This is a genomic window from Chryseobacterium defluvii, assembly GCF_014204415.1.
GTDB classification, from domain to species: Bacteria; Bacteroidota; Bacteroidia; order Flavobacteriales; family Weeksellaceae; genus Chryseobacterium; species Chryseobacterium defluvii_A.
Genome location: NZ_JACHLE010000001.1, coordinates 311,275 through 329,996 on the forward strand (window position 1 = coordinate 311,275; position 18,722 = coordinate 329,996).

Annotated in this window: 16 protein-coding genes; 10 read left to right on the forward strand and 6 right to left on the reverse strand. The window is 38.4% G+C overall.

Annotation, left to right across the window (positions count from 1 at the left end; genetic code table 11):
• The first annotated feature begins 156 nt into the window (after positions 1-156).
• From HNP38_RS01380 to HNP38_RS01390, 3 genes are all read left to right on the forward strand, one after another.
• Positions 157-3,765 (forward strand): T9SS type A sorting domain-containing protein, encoded by a 3,609-nt coding sequence (locus tag HNP38_RS01380; RefSeq protein ID WP_184183297.1) that lies wholly within the window; start codon positions 157-159, stop codon positions 3,763-3,765.
• Positions 3,766-4,092: 327 nt separating this feature from the next.
• Positions 4,093-5,994, forward strand: coding sequence for a T9SS-dependent choice-of-anchor J family protein (locus HNP38_RS01385; protein ID WP_184183301.1), 1,902 nt, complete (start codon positions 4,093-4,095; stop codon positions 5,992-5,994).
• A 126-nt stretch (positions 5,995-6,120) separates the two neighbouring features.
• Positions 6,121-7,707 (forward strand): GEVED domain-containing protein, encoded by a 1,587-nt coding sequence (locus HNP38_RS01390; protein ID WP_184183304.1) that lies wholly within the window; start codon positions 6,121-6,123, stop codon positions 7,705-7,707.
• A gap of 113 nt (positions 7,708-7,820) precedes the next feature.
• On the opposite strand, the gene HNP38_RS01395 is transcribed toward HNP38_RS01390, so the two are convergent.
• Together HNP38_RS01395 and HNP38_RS01400 are read right to left on the reverse strand one after the other, a co-directional pair.
• Entirely contained in the window at positions 7,821-7,979 is a 159-nt protein-coding gene (locus HNP38_RS01395) for a hypothetical protein (protein ID WP_184183307.1), read from the reverse strand.
• Positions 7,980-8,021: 42 nt separating this feature from the next.
• Positions 8,022-8,849 (reverse strand): ion transporter, encoded by an 828-nt coding sequence (locus HNP38_RS01400; protein WP_184183310.1) that lies wholly within the window; start codon positions 8,847-8,849, stop codon positions 8,022-8,024.
• 62 nt (positions 8,850-8,911) lie between these two features.
• Between HNP38_RS01400 and HNP38_RS01405 the strand changes: the two genes are divergently transcribed.
• Positions 8,912-10,009: a Nif3-like dinuclear metal center hexameric protein gene (locus tag HNP38_RS01405; RefSeq protein ID WP_184183313.1), complete on the forward strand. Its 1,098-nt coding sequence runs from the start codon at positions 8,912-8,914 to the stop codon at positions 10,007-10,009.
• Between the two features lie 2 nt (positions 10,010-10,011).
• Positions 10,012-10,788, forward strand: coding sequence for a zinc ribbon domain-containing protein (locus HNP38_RS01410; RefSeq protein WP_184183316.1), 777 nt, complete (start codon positions 10,012-10,014; stop codon positions 10,786-10,788).
• Positions 10,789-10,864: 76 nt separating this feature from the next.
• On the opposite strand, the gene HNP38_RS01415 is transcribed toward HNP38_RS01410, so the two are convergent.
• Positions 10,865-11,536 carry a hypothetical protein gene (locus HNP38_RS01415; protein ID WP_184183319.1) on the reverse strand — a complete coding sequence of 224 codons (672 nt, stop codon included), beginning with the start codon at positions 11,534-11,536 and terminating at the stop codon, positions 10,865-10,867.
• Between the two features lie 8 nt (positions 11,537-11,544).
• Positions 11,545-13,323 (reverse strand): AMP-dependent synthetase/ligase, encoded by a 1,779-nt coding sequence (locus HNP38_RS01420; protein ID WP_184183322.1) that lies wholly within the window; start codon positions 13,321-13,323, stop codon positions 11,545-11,547.
• A gap of 258 nt (positions 13,324-13,581) precedes the next feature.
• Here HNP38_RS01420 and HNP38_RS01425 point away from each other — a divergent pair, with 258 nt between their 5' ends.
• Positions 13,582-14,721 carry an acyl-CoA dehydrogenase gene (locus HNP38_RS01425; RefSeq protein WP_184183325.1) on the forward strand — a complete coding sequence of 380 codons (1,140 nt, stop codon included), beginning with the start codon at positions 13,582-13,584 and terminating at the stop codon, positions 14,719-14,721.
• 21 nt (positions 14,722-14,742) lie between these two features.
• On the forward strand, positions 14,743-15,105 hold the full coding sequence (locus tag HNP38_RS01430; RefSeq protein WP_184183328.1) for a hypothetical protein: 363 nt from the start codon (positions 14,743-14,745) through the stop codon (positions 15,103-15,105).
• Between the two features lie 38 nt (positions 15,106-15,143).
• Here the strand turns inward: HNP38_RS01430 and HNP38_RS01435 are convergent, their stop codons facing one another.
• Entirely contained in the window at positions 15,144-15,482 is a 339-nt protein-coding gene (locus tag HNP38_RS01435; RefSeq protein WP_184183331.1) for a helix-turn-helix domain-containing protein, read from the reverse strand.
• Positions 15,483-15,610: 128 nt separating this feature from the next.
• On the opposite strand from HNP38_RS01435, the gene HNP38_RS01440 reads away from it, so the two are divergent.
• A complete protein-coding gene (locus tag HNP38_RS01440; RefSeq protein ID WP_184183334.1) occupies positions 15,611-16,294 on the forward strand; it encodes a hypothetical protein in 684 nt (227 codons plus the stop codon).
• Between the two features lie 5 nt (positions 16,295-16,299).
• Positions 16,300-16,485 carry a hypothetical protein gene (locus HNP38_RS01445; RefSeq protein WP_184183337.1) on the forward strand — a complete coding sequence of 62 codons (186 nt, stop codon included), beginning with the start codon at positions 16,300-16,302 and terminating at the stop codon, positions 16,483-16,485.
• Between the two features lie 39 nt (positions 16,486-16,524).
• On the opposite strand, the gene HNP38_RS01450 is transcribed toward HNP38_RS01445, so the two are convergent.
• Positions 16,525-17,493, reverse strand: coding sequence for a DUF4349 domain-containing protein (locus HNP38_RS01450; RefSeq protein WP_184183340.1), 969 nt, complete (start codon positions 17,491-17,493; stop codon positions 16,525-16,527).
• A 246-nt stretch (positions 17,494-17,739) separates the two neighbouring features.
• Between HNP38_RS01450 and HNP38_RS01455 the strand changes: the two genes are divergently transcribed.
• The gene (locus HNP38_RS01455; RefSeq protein ID WP_184183343.1) at positions 17,740-18,681 is read left to right on the forward strand and encodes a hypothetical protein; all 942 of its coding nucleotides are present in this window, start codon (positions 17,740-17,742) and stop codon (positions 18,679-18,681) included.
• Positions 18,682-18,722 lie beyond the last annotated feature (41 nt).

Below are 18,722 nucleotides of genomic sequence, written 5' to 3' on the forward strand. Positions count from 1 at the left end.
GGATATTATTAACTTTTTATTCCATTGAAAATATATTTGGTTTATCCTTAATTAAAATCATTATAAATTAAACATTATTGAATTAAATTTTAAATTTGATGTTACGCATATAATTTATTTTGTATTTTTAAGGCCTTGAAATTTAATTGACTAAGCATGAAAAAACTACATTTACTCTTTCTGCTTTTGATGAGTTTGGTTACTTATCAATCGTATTTTGGGCAAACTTTTACGTTAGGTACCTGTTCCACTCACGTGGACTCCTTTTCGTATGGTACACCATTGAGAAGCAGTACTACTGCAAATGACAAAAGCAGGGCTTCTTATATTATTCCCGCATCACAGCTGCTTGCTATTGCGGACGGTACTATCACTTCAACTTATTTCTACAGGTATACCCCTACGGGTACTCTGAATGCGGGGACGACCCTGAAGATTTACCTGAAAAATACTTCTGCAGTAGATTATCCAACTGCGCCAAGCTGGGCAACTGAAATTGGAACCGCTACATTGGTATATAGTGGCGACCCGCAGGCGGCTGTAGGAAGCACAGCAGGGTATAAGCAATTTGTACATTCAACGAATTTTGTATATACCTCAGGAAGTAATTTAGCAGTTTTTGTGGAATATGTACAAACTACCGCACAGGCTTCCAGTATCTATTGGACGTATGATTATACTGGTCCTTGTGTTAATACTTCTAATAATAATATCGGTAGATATGAAGCTACAACCGGAGCTTTTACCGGAAACCTTCCGACAGCAAATTACAGAAGGCCATTTACTGGTTTTGATGTAACAATGCCGCCCGCTACTACAGCGCCCGCGTGTACTACAGTTAGTTCGCCTGCAAATGCTGCAACGGGTGTTTCTCTTACTCCGTCTGTTTCCTGGGCTGGAGTTTATGGGGCAAACGGGGCTTCCAGTTATTTAATTAATCTTGGGACAACGCCTGGTGGAACAGATATACTGAATGGATACAATGCCGGAAACACAACTTCTTACAGTATTCCTGCGGGAACTTTACAGTATAGCACCACTTACTATTTAACAGTAATCCCTACAAATAATATAGGTCCTGCAACAGGTTGTACGGAAACTTCATTTACTACTTTATCCGTACCTTGTCCTTCTTTTGGGTCTCCGGCCAATAATGCAACGGGGGCTTCTCTTCAGCCTACTATAAACTGGACTGCCGTGGCAAGTGCATCGGGGTACAGATTGACTGTAGGTACTGCTCCAGGGGGTAGTGATATATTACCCAATATAGATCTTGGAAATGTTACTTCTTACACATTTGCTGCTCCTTTGAGTCCTTCTACTCAATATTTTTATACTTTAGTAGCTTATCAGGGGGCTAATGCATCAACCGGGTGTACAGAAAGAAACTTTACTACCGGTACGGCTACTCCGCCAGCCAATGATAATTGTTCGGGGGCAGTTGCATTAACTGTAAATGCGGATCTGGCCTGTGGGGTTGTTACTCCGGGCAATACTTTGGGTGCTACTTTATCTATGGCAGCAGCTCCTTGTAATGGAAACCCTGATGATGATGTTTGGTTCTCATTTACTGCAACCAGCACGGCTCATATGGTTAGCTTATTAAATGTTGTTGCTACCGGTACAGGCACATCTACGGATATGTATTTCCAAGTATTAAGCGGAACCTGCGGATCAATGACCAGTGTACTGTGCAGTGATCCTAACAGTGCTATGGTTAGTGGTTTGGTTCCGGGAACCGTATACTATGTAAGAGTTTACAATTATGGTTCGGCAGGAGCTAATAATAGTTTTAATATCTGTATAGGAACGCCGCCTCCGGCTCCTGCAAATGATAACTGCGCGAATGCAGTAGTTCTTACTCCAAGTGTTAACGGAACCTGTGCAGGAACTGTTTCCGGAACAACTTATTATGCTACCAATTCGGGGGTTGCCATATCTCCTTGTACAGGAACGGCAGATGATGATGTTTGGTATTCTTTTGTTGCAACCGGTACTTCGCATATCGTAACGGTTTCTAACGTAGTTTCCGTGGGAACTACATCTGATACTTCATTGTATCTTCAGGTACTTACCGGTGCTTGCGGATCTTTAACGAATGTTATCTGTGATACTTCGTATGCTTCACCTACGGGGCTTACCGGATTGACAGTCGGACAAACTTATTATGTGAGAGTATATAATTCCAATACAGGTACAGCTTATGCCAATACGTTTAATATTTGTATAACTACGCCTGTTGTTCCTGCCAATGATGATTGTTCGAACGCTGTTGTCCTTACTCCGAGTGCTACTGCAACTTGTGCGGGTGTTGTATCCGGAACTACTTTGGGGTCTTCGGCTTCATCGGATGCACTTACACCATGTAGTGGAACGGCGGAGGATGATGTGTGGTATTCTTTTGTTGCAACCAGCACTAATCATACCGTTACTCTGTCTAATGTTGTTTCTACAGGGATTACATCCAGTACTTCATTATATCTTCAGGTTCTTTCCGGTGCTTGCGGGTCTTTAACAAATGTTATTTGTGATACAACTTATGCGACTCCGACTTTGCTGGCAGGCTTAACGGTAGGGCAGACTTATTATGTAAGAGTATATAATTCGAATTCAGGAGGATCTTTAACCTATTCAAATTCATTTGATATCTGTGTTACCACTACGCCACCTCCACCTGCCAATGATGAATGTGCTAATGCGGTTTCATTAACGCCGAGCAGTACGGGGATGTGTAGCTCACCGGTATCAGGTTCTACAGTAAGTGCTACAGCCAGTACGGGGACAGCGCCAACTTGTAGTGCAACAGGTATTAATGATGATGTTTGGTATACATTTGTGGCGACTGCTACGACTCATATGGTAAATGTAAATTATAGTGATAATGCAACTGCTACACAGGTTTATTCCGGATCTTGCGGAAGTCTGACAGCTATTGCATGCTATACCGGAGCCTATGGAAATTCAAATATACTACTGGAGAGCTTAACTGTCGGGCAGGCTTATTATGTGAGGGTATTTTCATCCAGCAATACAGCTGATTTATTCTCAAATTTCCAGATTTGTATTACTTCACCGGCTGCTGTGGCTAATGATACCTGCGATACGGCTGCTGCTATTTCCTGTGGAGGTACAGTTGAAGGGAATAATGCTCTTGCAACAAATGAAACATTACCATCTTCATCTTGTGGAGGTACAGGTACTACTGCAAGTTATAAAGGAGTTTGGTACACAATAACAGCTACTGCTAATGGACCAATTACGATCAATGGATGTGGAAGTCAGTTTGATGCTTACCTGAGAGTCTATACGGGAAGTTGTGCAGGTCTTACATGTTTAGGCAATACTTCGGGAGTGGGGTATGCAGATTCCGGCTGTCCGGGTGCTAATCTTAATAACTCTCCTACGCTGACATTTACCGCGACTGCCGGTACAACATACTATGTATTGTTGTCCAGTTATTCTGCGGCACAATTCGGTAAGTATGTTATTTCTGTTACGCAGGATTGTTCAACAATGGGTACAGCAGAAGTTAGTCGTAAGGATAATGTTAAGGCTTATCCAAACCCATTCACTGATACTTTGAATATTTCTGATATCAGTAATGTGAAATCTGTTGCAATTATTGATACAGCGGGAAGATTGGTGAAAACTATTGATAAACCTTCATCAGCTCTTCACCTTGGAGAATTGAAATCAGGAATGTACCTGGTAGCTCTTTATATGAAAGATGGTTCTAAACAGACCATTAAAGTAATTAAAAAGTAATTTAAATACATATTGAATAAGTGGATAGCGGCTAAATTGGCCGCTATTTTTTATAAAAAAGATTGAAAGTTTTTTTATGTTAAATTATTGAATTTCCCATGTAGGGATTGAGAAGATTAATGATGAGTGTTTTATTAAATAGCTGTAAATCATTTTTTTACAATAAATCATTAAATTATGAATAAAGTGTTAAAATTAAATGATTGTTTGACTTTGAATAAAAAATCAAATTATTTTTTCTTTTAATTTCAATAAATTATGATAATTTTTGAGTTTAATTGAAAAAATATACCTACCTTTAGTTCGCTAATTTTTAATTTATAACAGATGAGAAAACTATTATTTTTTATCTTGGGATTGCCGGCATTAAGCTTTGGGCAATGGACGGAAAACTTTGATGCTGGTACGACGATGCCGGCGGGTTGGGCTGTAATCAATAACGGAGGAGCTAATGGTTGGGTATTCGGAACTCCGGGTACCGGGACTGCGCAATCAGGGACTAATGTTGCATCTCTTACGTATAATGCGACGGCTCACGATGATTATTTGATCACGAAAGCTATTACTGTAACTGCGGGAGTGAGTGACAGAATTTCTTTTTATGTAAAATCAAGAAGTGCTTCTTTCCTTGAAAACTATGAGGTGTTGCTTTCTACAACGGATCAGACTGCAGGAGCTTTCACCACAGTGCTTCAGGCTTCTCAGGATGCACCAACGGCTTGGACGCAGAATACCTTTGATTTGTCGGCTTATGTAGGGCAAACGGTGTATGTTGCTATCCATGCAACGGATACTGATCAATGGCAATTGTATGCAGATACATTTGTAGTAGATTCAGTTCCAACTACACCTCCATCATGTACTACTATTACTTCGCCGACAAACGGAGCTACAGGAGTGAATCCGGATGGAATTCTAAATTGGACTATGATTCCTGCAGCAACTGGTTATAAAGTTAGAGTAGGAACTACCCCTGGAGGAACTGACATTGTAAATAATACTGATGCTGGTAATGTGCTTACTTATAATATCACAGGTAATCTTAATACAAATACCCTGTATTATGCTACCATTATACCGTATAATGGTATTGGTGATGCAACAGGATGTTCTGAGATTTCCTTTACAACAGTTGCTGCACCGGCAAATGATGACTGTGCAGGTGCGGTTTCTCTAACTGTAAATTCTGATCTTGCCTGTGGTACTGTAACAGCTGGAAATACTTTGGGTGCATCTGCATCTGCAGATGTTTTAGCGCCATGTACAGGAACTGCAGACGATGATGTTTGGTATAGCTTCACGGCTACAGGTACTACACATCAGATCTCGCTTACTAACCTGGTTTCAACAGGTACTACAACGGCTTCTTCTATCTACTTCCAGGTATTATCAGGAGCATGTGGAGCATTAACGAATGTAAACTGTTCAACAACTGCAACCAAAACAATAACAGGTCTTACAGCGGGGCAAACTTATTATGTAAGAGTTTATACATCTTCAGGTGCAGGGTATAATATGAGCTTCAATATCTGTGTAGGAACTCCGCCACCGCCACCTGCAAATGATAATTGTGCAAGCCCGATTGCATTAACTGTGGGTACAGACTTTGCTTCAGGAGCTATTACAACGACCAATGTGAGTGCAACTAGTGATGGAACACCTGAGTCATGTCAGACAAGTTCTAATAATAATGTTTGGTATTCAGTAGTGGTGCCTTCATCCGGAATGCTTACCATAGAAACTAAAGCAGCAACAGGATCTGCATATACAGACTCGGTTATTAATGTATTCTCTGGTTCTTGTGGTGCTTTAACAGGTGTTGGATGCGATGATGATAATGGAGATGGTAATTTTTCTTTACTTTCTTTAACAGGACAAACGCCCGGAACTGTATTATTGATCAGTGTTTGGAGATGGAGTAATGCTTCTGTATTCGATGGCGAATTCCAGCTTTCGGCTTATGATAGCTCTACTTTAGCTACTACAGAGGTTTCAAAAACTAAGAATAGCATTCAAGCTTTCCCTAATCCGTTTAGTGAAGTATTGAATATTTCTGATATATCCAATGTGAAGTCTATTTCTGTAATGGATGTTGCGGGAAGATTGGTGAAAACTATTGAAAAACCATCATCTACACTTCATTTAGGAGAATTGAGATCAGGAATGTATATGGTAACATTAACTATGAAAGATGGTACTATGCAGACTATCAAAACAATTAAGAAATAAAACTTAATTTATTAAATAATGAATAGGGGCTAGTACTAGCCCCTATTTCTTTTGTTAAATATTAGAATTTTTAGAAGGGATAGAGGTTTTTATTATTAAATTAGTGACAAATTAAAAAATATTTACATGAAAAGAATTCTATTATTAAGCTTTTTAGGAATCGGAATGAGTGCGTTTGCTCAGACGTATTGTGTTCCCGAATTTGAAAATGGGTGTGATGATGGGGATCAGATTGACAGTTTTGAAATTCCCAGTGCAAGTTTCAGCCATTTAAATACCGGCTGTTCACTGGATGCTTATGGTGATTTTACTGCTCAGACCATTAGTATGAATGCAGGAGTTAATTATCCTTTTACCGTTACTCATAATTATGAAGACCAGAATATCCGGATCTGGATAGATTTTAATAATGATGGGACTTTTGATGATGCGGCTCCTGAGCTTGTTGCTACCGCAAGCAGTATTACATCCGGAACAACAGTGACTACTAACGGGACAATTGCAATTCCTTCTACTGTAACCCCCGGAACCTATAGAATGAGAGTCGGAGACCGGTATTCCAGTCAGCCGATACCTTGTAATCTGTATGGTTTTGGAGAAGCTCATGATTATACTGTCTCTATTGGTGCAGCACCAAGCTGTGTAGCACCGGGGAATATATCATCAAGTGGAGTTACTTCAAACTCGGCAACTATTAATTGGACAGCCTCTACAAGTACTATTGGAGTTGGGTATGAATATTTTGTTTCTACTTCCATTACGGCCCCTACCACGGCTACAACGGCCACTGGAAGCGTAGGAGCATCAGCTACTTCGGTAACGTTACCTAATAACCTCCAGTCAGCTACTACCTATTATGTATGGGTACGTTCCGTATGTACAACTGTTGAAAAAAGCCAATGGTCGCTGGAAACAACCTTTACAACAGATTGTGCTACTATTACACCTTCCTATACCAATGATTTTTCCTCATTCCCGCTTGTATGCTGGGAGCAGGTATCAGGAGGTTCTCCAACAGCTCCTCCTACAGGAACAGACGAGTATTGGTATGAAGACGGTTTCCTTAATTCAGGGTTTGACGGTGCCGTGAAGATCAATTTATATGATACGGATCAGGTGGGGTGGTTGAAAACAGTTCCTTTCAATTTGTCAGGAGGCGGATACCGTGTTAAATTTGATTATGGTGTGACTGAGTATGCAGATACGACACCGGCAACAATGGGGTCTGATGACGTGATCCATTTCCTTGTTTCCAGTGACGGAGGAAATACCTGGACTGTATTGCAGACCTGGAATGCCTCTAATACTCCTTCCAATGTTTCTACGGAATATTTATTGGATCTGACCTCATATACAGGAGCTAATACTATTTTTGCTTTTTACGGTTCAGATGGTACTGTAGATGACTCAGAAGACTACGAATTCTTTGTGGATAACTTTGTAGTTGAACAGGCATCATTATCAACTGCTGAAGTGGCAGGGGTTAAAAACAGCATCAAAACTTATCCGAATCCATTTACGGAAGTACTGAATATTTCTGATGTAGCCAATGTGAAATCCGTTTCCATTATGGATGTGTCAGGAAGATTGGTAAAAACTATTGAAAACCCTTCTTCTGCTTTACATTTGGGAGAACTAAGACCGGGAATGTATGTTGTGAGCTTAAATATGAGAGATGGCTCTAAGCAGGCAGTCAAAGTGATTAAAAAATAGATATTATAATCATATATAATTTTAGTAGCAGTTAAATTTTTTAGCTGCTACTATTTTTTAAGCGTATATCGTAATTGCCCAAATTAGAGAAGGAGGTCTGCGTCCCTTGCTTTTTATTTATTAGGTACAGGCTGTATATCACCTGTATTCATACTACTGAATACCGCCGGGAAGAAGGTCACCAGTATAAAATAGATGATTACCATTAAAACAACCAGGGCAAATAGTATAATGACTAAACTGTTGGGTTTGTTTTTCTTTTTTGGTTCCATGATATTGCGTGTTTGGTTAATAGATCAGTTTAATAAATAATATTAAGCTAATTTCTTGCCACACTGTTTGCAATACCTTGCATCATCATCAATATCCTCATTTCCGCACCGGTCGCATACCTTTTCAAGATTCTGTCTTTTATTACGCATTTCAGCTGTAACAATTCCTGTAGGAACTGCAATGATGGAATATCCGGCCAGCATGAGAACCACTGCAAAAAATTTCCCCATCGGAGTTATGGGTGAAACATCTCCGTATCCTACAGTCGTAACGGTTACAACAGCCCAGTAGATAGACTGTGGTATGGTTTCAAAACCTTCTCTGCCTCCTTCTACCATGAACATCATAGAGCCTACGATCACAGAAAAAATGATCAGGAATAACAGGAAAATATAAATCTTTCTTGAACTGTTCTTTAAGGCTCTAACAATGACAAAACCGTCATTCATAAAATCCAGCAGGTTAAAAATCCTGAAAACCCTCAACATTCTCAGCATTCTGAAGATCAGGAAATATTTTGTAACAGGAAAGAAAAGGCTTAGATAAAAAGGAACCAGGGCCAGGAAGTCCATGATCCCGAAAAAGCTGAAAATGTAATGCTTCTTATTTTTTACCACGGCAATCCGCAGCCAGTATTCCGCAGTGAAGATCAATGAAATGATCCATTCAAGAATAAGAAAGATGGTGTGGTACTTTTTGTCAAATTTAGGTACGCTTTCCAGCATAATGATAGCTGTACTCAAAAAAATAAGGGATAAAAGTACAATGTCAAACAATCTTCCAAGCCGCGTATCGGAACGGTAGATAATACGGTAAAGAAACCTTTTCCAGAGTGTATCTCCGGGAATGAGATTATGTTCTCTCTCCATTTTCAGAGTTTTTTTAAAATTAACAAATTATCCCTATTTTCGTGACAAACATACAGAATAAAATGACAATAGGCGAAGTAATTTCAAAAATAGAAAAACGTATACCTTTGCAGCAGGCGGAAGACTTTGACAATGTAGGACTGTTATGCGGGATTCCTTCCCGTAATGTGAGCGGAATACTGGTTTGTCATGATGCTTTGGAAAATGTTGTGAGTGAGGCAGTTGATAAAAATTGTAACCTTATTGTGTGCTTCCATCCGATTATTTTTTCGGGGTTAAAATCATTAACAGGAAAAAACTATGTAGAGAGGGCGGTTTTGAAAGCTATTGAGAATAAAATTGCCATTTACGCTATCCATACTGCTTTTGACAATGATCTTTTTGGAGTAAATGAAGGAATTTGCAGGCAGTTGGGTTTAAAAGACCTTAAAATCCTTCAGCCGAAAAAAAATAACCTGAAACAGCTGACGGTTTACGTTCCGAAAGAGTATTCGGAACAGCTGAAAGAAGCTCTTTTTTCATCCGGAGCCGGAAGTATCGGGTTTTATGATGAATGCAGCTTCACTGCTGATGGAAACGGAACTTTCAGGCCGGCTGAGGGTTCAAACCCGTTTTCCGGGCAACAAGGTGTTCGTGAAAATGCTGATGAAAATATGATCTCCGTAATTTTTGAAGGCTATAAGCAGGGCCAGGTCATAGCGGCAATGAAAGCTGCTCATCCTTACGAAGAAGTGGCTTATCAGATCTATAGCCTGGAAAATGAGAACCAATATTCGGGATTGGGAATGTATGGTGAATTGGATGAAGAGATGGAGGAAAAGGATTTTTTGATGTTGGTGAAAGAAAAATTCAATCTGGAAATAATAAGGCATTCTGACTTTAACGATAAAAAAATTAGGAGAGTAGGGGTTCTGGGCGGTTCCGGGGCCAGTGGTATAAAATCGGCTTTATCGAAGAAATGCGACGCCTATCTGACGGGAGACGTTAAATATCATGATTTTTTTCTGGCGGAATCCAAAATGCTGATCTGCGATATCGGGCATTACGAGTCGGAACAATTTGTTGTTCATCAATTATTTGAAATTTTGTCACAAAAATTTAGTACATTTGCAATCTCAAAATCTAACGAAAAAACAAACCCAGTAAATTATTTCCTTTAGATATGGCAAAAATCATCGATATTTCAGTTGAAGAGAAATTAAGAGCTTTATACGATTTACAGATCATTGATTCAAGATTGGATGACATCCGGAATACAAGAGGAGAATTGCCGATCGAGGTAGAAGATCTGGAGATCGAAATCGAAGGGCTTGAGAAAAGAGCTGAAAAATTTCATGCAGATATCAAAGATCAGGACGATCAGATCAAGACCAAGAATGAAGTGATCAACCATGCAAAAACCTTAATTGAAAAGTACAAATCTCAGCAGGATAATGTAAGAAACAATAAAGAGTTTGAGGCACTAAGCAAAGAAATGGAATACCAGGAGCTTGAAATACAGCTTGCTGAAAAAAGAATTAAAGAATTCGGGGCTAAGATCGCTCACAAAAATGAAACATTAAGTGACCTTAATACTAAGATTGATGAGCTGAAAAATCACCTGAAGTTCAAAAAAGAAGAATTGGAAGGTCTTATTTCTGAAACTCAGAAAGAAGAAGAATACCTACTGGATCAGTCTAAGGAATTTGCTTCCAAGATCGATGACAGATTATTGGCTTCTTATAACAGGATCAGAACCAATTCTATCAACGGATTGGCAGTAGTGGGACTGGAAAGAGGGGCTCCAAAAGGCTCATTCTTTACCATTCCGCCTCAAAAACAGATGGAAATTGCCCAGAGAAAGAAGATCATCATTGATGAGCATTCAGGGAAAATCCTTGTTGACGACGAGTTGGTAATGGAAGAAAACGAAAGAATGAAGTCTGTGATTAAGTTCTAATTAAGATTTAAAAAATAAAAAGGCTCCGGCGGAAACTTTGTTTCCGCCGGAGCCTTTTTATTTTCCTTCTCAATTTTTATTCATATTGTTTATAATGAAAATTCAGTTCTTTACATAAATCAATGATTGCCGCTTTACCGGAATCGGTGAAACCGGTCATTGCATATTCATGTTCGGTGCCGGCATTCACTTTTTTATGGGTTACGGCAGGGATTTCAATGTCAGAGATCAAATAATTGCAGTCCAGGCAAATATCAATTTCATTGATTTTTTTATTTTCTTTAAAAAATACCAATGCCAGATGAGGCCTAAAGCATGCTGCCGTTGATCCTCCGTAAGCTGAATTTCTGGTTAAAACAGATAAAATCCTGTCTGCCTGTTCCTGTGTGAGGGATTGTTGCTTTATGATAGCAGGAATAAACTTTCCTTTCTCGTTGATTACATTAAAATATTCCTCTTCATTACCCTCATAATCATAGGCAATGATCTTATCATAATCAAGCTTATCAAAAGGAATCCCGTTTTTAGGATCAGGCCTGATCAGCCCTGCGGCCGGAATATAGGCAAGTAAGGTTTTTTCCTTTAAAGTTTTGGATGTATCAATTCTTAAAGGTGGTGGCGGTGGTTCTTCGGTTTTTTCCTCTGAAATTGTATTGCTGTTTTCAATTTTAGTCTGGCAGGAAAATATAAAAAAAGCCAATCCAAAAAATATGGATCGGCTCATGAATGTATTGTTGAATAATTTCATTGTAATGATTACTGTTGGTGCTCATACATTTTGTTATAAAGATCAATGAACTTTTCCTTGATGGCTTTTCTTTTCAGCTTTAAGGTAGGAGTGAGCAGGCCTGCTTCAATGCTCCATGCTTCAGGGGTCAATTCAATTTTCTTGATCTTCTCCCAGCCGCCCAGATGCTCATTGATATCACCGATCTCTTTTTCTATCCGGTCTTTTAATTCAGCGCTTTTGGCAATTTCCTGAGGGGTAGAGCCAATATTTAAATTGTTGCGCATCGCCCAGTTTTTAGCAAACTCAAAATCCGGCTGAACGAGTGCACAAGGCATTTTTTCTCCGTCACCCACCACCATGATCTGCTCAATGAATTTTGAGGCTTTGGCAAGATTTTCAATAGTTTGCGGTGCGATATATTTTCCGCCTGAGGTTTTGAACATTTCCTTTTTACGGTCGGTGATCTGTAAAAATCCGTCACTATCGATATGTCCGATGTCCCCGGTTTTGAAATATCCGTCTTCCGTAAATGCTTCTTTGGTCTGTTCCTCATTTTTAAAATACCCTTTAAAAACAGAAGGTCCTTTCACGGTAATTTCACCGTCTTCCTGGATTTTCACATCCAGATTATCTAAAGGTAACCCTACAGTCCCGATCTTTATTTTATCAAAGCTATTCACAGAGATAACAGGCGAAGTTTCCGTTAAGCCATATCCTTCAAGAATAGGGATCCCGGCATTCTGGAACATTAAATTCAATCTTGTGGATAAAGCAGCGGAACCCGAAACCAAAGTAATGATCTCACCTCCCAAGCCTTCTCTCCATTTGGAAAACACGAGCTTGTCCGCAATGATCTCCTGTAGCCCGGAAGGTTTGGAAACCTCTTTCTTTTTAGTAATTAAATTTAAAGCCCAGAAAAATATTTTAGATTTCATTCCTCCTGCAGAAGATCCGGTGTTATAGATCTTATCATACACTTTTTCTACAAGCCTAGGTACCACACTCATATAATGAGGCTTTACCTCTTTTACGTTTTCACCCATTTTCTCAATACTTTCAGCGAAATACACTGAAAACCCGTTGTATTGGAATAAATAGAAGAGCATTCTTTCAAAAATGTGACAGATAGGCAGGAAGCTGAGTACCCTTGTATCTTTATAATCTAAGCTTTTCTTTCTGGGAATTCTTGGGTTTGAACCAATGACGTTAGAGACAATATTATGATGCGTAAGCATTACGCCCTTAGGTTTTCCCGTAGTTCCCGAAGTATAAATAATGGTCGCCAGGTCTTCAGAATTGATCGTATTGGCCAGATCTTCTACCTCAATCTGTGTGGAATCATCTTCTCCCAGATCCAGGATCTCCTTCCAGTTGGCAGCACCGGTGATGCTATCGAAAGTAAAAATTCCCTGTAAGGTCGGAATATTGTGCTTTACTTTCACTACTTTATCCAAAAGATCTTTATCAGAGACAAAGCAATATTTTATTTCGGCATCATTAAAGATAAACTGATAATCCTCGGAGGATATACTCGGATAAACAGGTACGGAAACCACCCCGATCTGGGATAACCCAAGATCCATAATGGCCCATTCTGTGCGGGAGTTGGTCGTGATGAGTGCAATTTTATCACCGGGTTTTATACCCAGCTTCAAAAGCCCTCTTGATATCTTATTTCCCTCGTTGATAAACTCCTGCGTAGATGTTTTTTTCCATTCACCGTGATACTTTGTAACAAACATATCATTTTTAGGAAATTTCTCTAAAGCATGGTGGGGTATATCGAATAATCTCTTGATGGTCATAATTTTTTAAGCATTTTATTATAGAAATCTAAATATAAGCATTTTTTTTAATTAGAGAAGTTAGAAAATAGAAGTTAGAAAATAGTTAAATGTTTACCATAATATATTTACTAATTACCGGGCTGTAAACATGTCTTATGAATGATTGGAAAAGAGCCAGATACCTCATTAACTTCCAACTTCTGGCTTCTGGCTTCTAATATTATTTTCAGATTTCCCCAAAAAGTGTAAATTAGCGAGCATCTAATTATTATTTTTATGGACTTTAATTTATCGGAAGAACAGCTGATGATTCAGCAGGCAGCAAGGGATTTTGCGCAAAACGAACTATTACCGGAAGTCATCGAAAGAGACCGTGACCAGAAGTTTCCTGCCGAGCAGGTAAAGAAAATGGGAGAAATGGGGCTTTTGGGAATGATGGTAGACCCTAAATACGGAGGAGCCGGTATGGACAGTGTTTCTTACGTATTGGCAATGGAGGAGATTGCAAAAATTGATGCTTCTGCAGCTGTTGTAATGTCTGTAAACAATTCCCTGGTTTGTGCAGGTCTTGAAAAGTTCGCTTCTGAAGAGCAAAAAGTGAAATACCTTACTCCTTTGGCAAGCGGTCAGGTGATCGGGGCATTTGCTTTATCTGAGCCTGAGGCCGGTTCTGATGCTACTTCTCAGAAAACGACCGCAGAAGATAAAGGAGATCATTACCTTTTGAACGGGATCAAAAACTGGATCACAAACGGGGGAACGGCTTCTTACTATATTGTAATTGCACAAACGGATCCTGAGAAAAAACATAAAGGAATTAATGCATTTATCGTAGAAAGGGGCTGGGAAGGTTTTGAGATCGGGCCAAAAGAAGATAAATTAGGGATCAGAGGAAGTGATACACACTCTTTGATCTTCAACAATGTGAAAGTGCCGAAAGAAAACAGGATTGGGGAGGACGGATTCGGATTCAATTTTGCGATGGCGGTATTGAACGGTGGAAGAATCGGGATTGCTTCCCAGGCTTTGGGTATTGCTTCAGGGGCTTATGAACTGGCTTTGAAGTATGCTAAAACAAGAAAAGCTTTCAGAACAGAGATCATCAATCACCAGGCAATTGCTTTCAAACTGGCAGATATGGCTACCCAGATCACGGCGGCAAGAATGCTTTGCTTTAAGGCTGCTACTGAGAAAGATGCCGGGAAAGATATTTCTGAAAGCGGGGCTATGGCGAAATTATATTCCTCTCAGGTGGCTATGGATACTACCATTGAAGCGGTACAGATCCATGGTGGATACGGGTATGTAAAGGAATACCATGTGGAAAGAATGATGAGGGATGCCAAGATCACCCAGATCTATGAAGGAACTTCCGAGATCCAGAAAATTGTGATCTCAAGAAGCATTGCTAAATAAACCATTTACTATTACTGCATTATGAAATATTTGTGGATTACTCTTGGAGCCATTCTCTTACTTTTAGGAGTATTTGTGTGGTATAAGTATTATTTTGTTTTCGGGGAAGGAGTGAAATCCGGTTACCTGAATTATGCCATTAAAAAAGGCTATGTCTTCAAAACCTATGAAGGAAAACTGATCCAGGAAGGTTTCGGAAGAGGAAAAACAGGAACGGTGACCAGCTATGAGTTTGAATTTTCCGTCGAAGATCCCGCGATCTTCAAACAATTGGAAACCAATAGCGGTAAAACCTTCGACCTTCATTATAAAGAATATAACGGAGCTTTACCATGGAGGGGAAATACCAAATATGTAGTGGATAAAGTAGTAAGTATGAAATAATAAAAAAGCCTTCCAGAATTTTCTGGAAGGCTTTTTTATTATTTTTCTTTTTCAAGTTTATTTTTAATAACTTTTATTAAATCTTCTACACTATTTTTATCAGTTATAATAAGAATAGCTCCATTTAACAAGGAACTATCTTTTCCTTCATTGTGTTGTTGAATAATTTCAATTTTGGAATCCAAATCATGAAATAAATCTTTTATTTCCACATCAAAAATAGTTGCCAATTTAGGAATGTATTCAGACTTAACATCGTTCTGATCATTTTCCCAATTGACGTATGTTTTTCTATCTATATCTAATAAATCTGCAATCTCTTGTTGAGATTTACTTTGACGTGTTCTTAGCTTTCTAAGATTATATCCAATACTCATATATGAAAGTTTTATCAAAAATATGAAAATGTCCAAGAAGTTGCACAAAAATTGTGCAATTAATTGTATATTAGTTCACGCACAAAAGAATTATATTTGTTTAGTTTAACAATTTAAAAATTCAATTTATGAAAAAAATTATTTTAATGATTAGCTTTACTCTTACTTTGTTCCTTTTATCCTGCACTCAGGATTCATTTGATAGTTCGGTTGAAAAGTCTACTGTTGAGAATAAAGATTCAAATCAATATTCCAAAGATGGCTCAAATGATGAGGTTTTAAAAGCTAATTTGAAAATTTTTTATGACCAGAATAAAGATTATGCTGAAAAAATAGGTCAGATATTAGATCAAAATCCTAATTTTAAAGGTGGAAATTATTTTTATGCAGAAATAAATCAGGCTCAAAATGACGAGGATATTATTCAGACTTTCAGTAAATATGGAGTAGTAAGTAATGCTCAGGAATTGCTTAGATTGATTAAAGAAAAAGATGGTTTAAGTGAAGATTTTAGTAACTCAAATCCTTATTTATATCAATTGGACGAAGCTACTCGTGAGCAATATATCAATGAGATTGTTCAAAATGATGTTAATAATGAGTCTATAGTGGCAAAACCCACATGCTATCAGCAATATCAGATGGATAGAACAAGATGTTATAGAAATTATGCTGTAGCAAGTGTTGTAGCAGTAGCATCAGCTCCCTTTACAGCCGGAATAGTTACTGCAATTGTTGGAGGAGGTGCAGTTGCAGTGTATGCATTTTGTTTAGGTGATGCTAATGAAGATTATGAAAATTGTTTAAAATAAATTTTATGGAAAATAAATGGAAAAAAATATGGAATAAATGGTGGACTGCAATTTTGTTTTTCATCGCAATAGGAATTAGCCAAATAATGGACCCTGCTATAAACTGGATACCTCTAGCAATAAATTTATTAATTGTTGTTCTCTATTTTTATGTGTTTAAATTTCATAAAAAACAACAACATAATAATTAAAGAAAAGCCTTCCAGGATTTCTGGAAGACTTTTTTATTATTAAGTATTTTGATCATTTCCGTTTGAAGGGCGTTGTGTGTTTTTCTTTTTATAGAAATAATATCCTATTCCGGTAATCAGGAACAGAGGCCAAAACGGAAGAAGAAAGAGAAATATGGAGGTAATGACACCCCAGCCGGAAGAGATTGCGGCAAAAGATTTTTCTCCGAATGTTTTAGGCTCTTTTTCAGCTTCGGATTTATCGGTAAGGGTTACGGTGAGCTTACAGATCGTATTATTGATATAATTGCTTCCGGAAACGTCAATGTTTTTGCTTTCAATATCCCCGAGATTGCTGCTTAGATCATTTACCAGGTCATCGAAATTCTGGATAGGCACTTTTATCTGCATATAATAAATCTTTTGGCTGGTTTCCGCATCTGATCCGTTTTTTACCGGTTCACTGGCTACGTAAGAAAGCTCTTCGCTGGTGATATAAGCATTGTTTTTTTCTGCTTCTTCCCTGATGATCTCCTTTACTGTTTCTGCATTTTCAGCGTTGATTGAGATATGGCCGGTCTTTACCATCCTGTTTTTGGCAGTGCTAAGTTCATAATCATCTTTTTTAGGCAGATCTTTATAAACTACTTTTGTTTCTTTAATGACCTTGGGAGCAGGTACATTTACCACTATTTTTTCAGGTTTCGGGTCTGTGGAATCCTTCTTTTCCGGTTTTGATTCCAGTTTTGTGGAAGAAATCTTTTCAGCAAGAGAATCTATGCTTTTCGAAGTGGTCTCTATCTTTTCCCGGATGTCTTCTTTGGTATTTTCAAATTCTTTTATTTTAATATTGGCGGAATCTAAAACCTTGTTGGCAGTATTGCTGACCTCATCAACGGTATTGGAGGCAACTGCGACGGCGCTGTCTGCAGCATGTACGGCTTCTTCCAGTTTAGATTGTGCGATATCTGATTTTTTGCACATAATGAATGTACACGATACTACTGCTAATAGAATGAACTTTTTCATAACATTAATTTTTTTGATGAGATAAAATTAGTCTGTAGTGATATTTTTCCTTTGTAAATGGCAAGTATTGTTCTCGTAAAGTTATAAGTATAATGAAACCAGTGTTTTATGTTTGTTTTACAAATGATTTACAAAATATTTAAATGTGGGAAATATGTAATAATATTTAATTTATGTATAAAATTTTATAATTATATTTTAATATATTATTAAATTAGATAACTTTGTGGCTCAAAAATTAAACTGATGTCAAGAGTTATACCCTTTTTATTCTTTTTTATAACTATATTAATCAAATCCCAAATCGGAATAAACACAGCTAATCCAACAGAGACATTGGATGTGAACGGCACCATGCGTGTAAGAAATATTTCATCTTTAGGCTCTAATGCTTCTGCAAAAGATTCTATTCTGGTGTTTGATAATGACGGTGTATTGAAGAGGGTGACCGCTTCCCAGATCCTCACTCAGGCGAACGGTATTACTTCAATCTCTACTTCCGGGGTAATAAGCGGAAACGGGACAAGCTCCAATCCTGTTACTTTAGGACAGAATGGGGCTGCAAACGGGCAGCTGCTTCAATGGAATGGTACGGGATGGGTTCCGGTTTCTGCTTCTTCTTTAGGGACTATATCTTTAAATACTGGAACTTCAGGAGCCAATATCAATGTCTCCGGCTCGCCCGCTGCTTTGGGAGGAAGTATTACACTCAATATTCCGGATGCAGGTGCTGCTGCGAGGGGAGTAGTAAATACGGCAAGCCAGGTGTTTGCGGGAACAAAAATGTTTTCGGCAGTAGGAATTAATACAACCACTCCTAATGCTTCTGCGAGTTTAGATGCAAATGGCGCCTACAAACTTGGGAGTACGGGAACTGTCAATAAAAATATGATCAGTTTTTCTGCAACGGTAAATAATAATATAAATAGCGGGACCTCTGCATTTTTAGGAGGGTTGTCCGCATCAAGGGTTTTAGATATTGATATTACAGTACCTGCTGCAAACAGGCCAACCTCTACACAGGCCGTTGTGAATGTATCGCCGGCTTTTGATTTGCCGGGATCGGTCTCAATAGCATCGGCAAGACTTACCTCTGTATCAAACGTAAGGGTACGCTTTCTGAATAATGATGTTTCAAACAGTCAAACCATTTCCGGTACTCTTTACGTTAAAATCAATGAATTTTAGCTTTGTTGAGATTGAATTAGAATTATTTAAATCCTTCGATC

What these genes read in the sequence shown, in the direction of transcription:
- HNP38_RS01385 (WP_184183301.1), top strand. Translation starts at nt 4,093, where the DNA reads ATGAGAAAACTATTATTTTTTATCTTGGGATTGCCGGCATTAAGCTTT.
- HNP38_RS01450 (WP_184183340.1), bottom strand. Translation starts at nt 17,493, where the DNA reads ATGAAAAAGTTCATTCTATTAGCAGTAGTATCGTGTACATTCATTATG.
- HNP38_RS01420 (WP_184183322.1), bottom strand. Translation starts at nt 13,323, where the DNA reads ATGACCATCAAGAGATTATTCGATATACCCCACCATGCTTTAGAGAAA.
- HNP38_RS01395 (WP_184183307.1), bottom strand. Translation starts at nt 7,979, where the DNA reads ATGGAACCAAAAAAGAAAAACAAACCCAACAGTTTAGTCATTATACTA.
- HNP38_RS01405 (WP_184183313.1), top strand. Translation starts at nt 8,912, where the DNA reads ATGACAATAGGCGAAGTAATTTCAAAAATAGAAAAACGTATACCTTTG.
- HNP38_RS01455 (WP_184183343.1), top strand. Translation starts at nt 17,740, where the DNA reads ATGTCAAGAGTTATACCCTTTTTATTCTTTTTTATAACTATATTAATC.
- HNP38_RS01430 (WP_184183328.1), top strand. Translation starts at nt 14,743, where the DNA reads ATGAAATATTTGTGGATTACTCTTGGAGCCATTCTCTTACTTTTAGGA.
- HNP38_RS01380 (WP_184183297.1), top strand. Translation starts at nt 157, where the DNA reads ATGAAAAAACTACATTTACTCTTTCTGCTTTTGATGAGTTTGGTTACT.
- HNP38_RS01415 (WP_184183319.1), bottom strand. Translation starts at nt 11,536, where the DNA reads ATGAAATTATTCAACAATACATTCATGAGCCGATCCATATTTTTTGGA.
- HNP38_RS01425 (WP_184183325.1), top strand. Translation starts at nt 13,582, where the DNA reads ATGGACTTTAATTTATCGGAAGAACAGCTGATGATTCAGCAGGCAGCA.
- HNP38_RS01400 (WP_184183310.1), bottom strand. Translation starts at nt 8,849, where the DNA reads ATGGAGAGAGAACATAATCTCATTCCCGGAGATACACTCTGGAAAAGG.
- HNP38_RS01445 (WP_184183337.1), top strand. Translation starts at nt 16,300, where the DNA reads ATGGAAAATAAATGGAAAAAAATATGGAATAAATGGTGGACTGCAATT.
- HNP38_RS01390 (WP_184183304.1), top strand. Translation starts at nt 6,121, where the DNA reads ATGAAAAGAATTCTATTATTAAGCTTTTTAGGAATCGGAATGAGTGCG.
- HNP38_RS01410 (WP_184183316.1), top strand. Translation starts at nt 10,012, where the DNA reads ATGGCAAAAATCATCGATATTTCAGTTGAAGAGAAATTAAGAGCTTTA.
- HNP38_RS01440 (WP_184183334.1), top strand. Translation starts at nt 15,611, where the DNA reads ATGAAAAAAATTATTTTAATGATTAGCTTTACTCTTACTTTGTTCCTT.
- HNP38_RS01435 (WP_184183331.1), bottom strand. Translation starts at nt 15,482, where the DNA reads ATGAGTATTGGATATAATCTTAGAAAGCTAAGAACACGTCAAAGTAAA.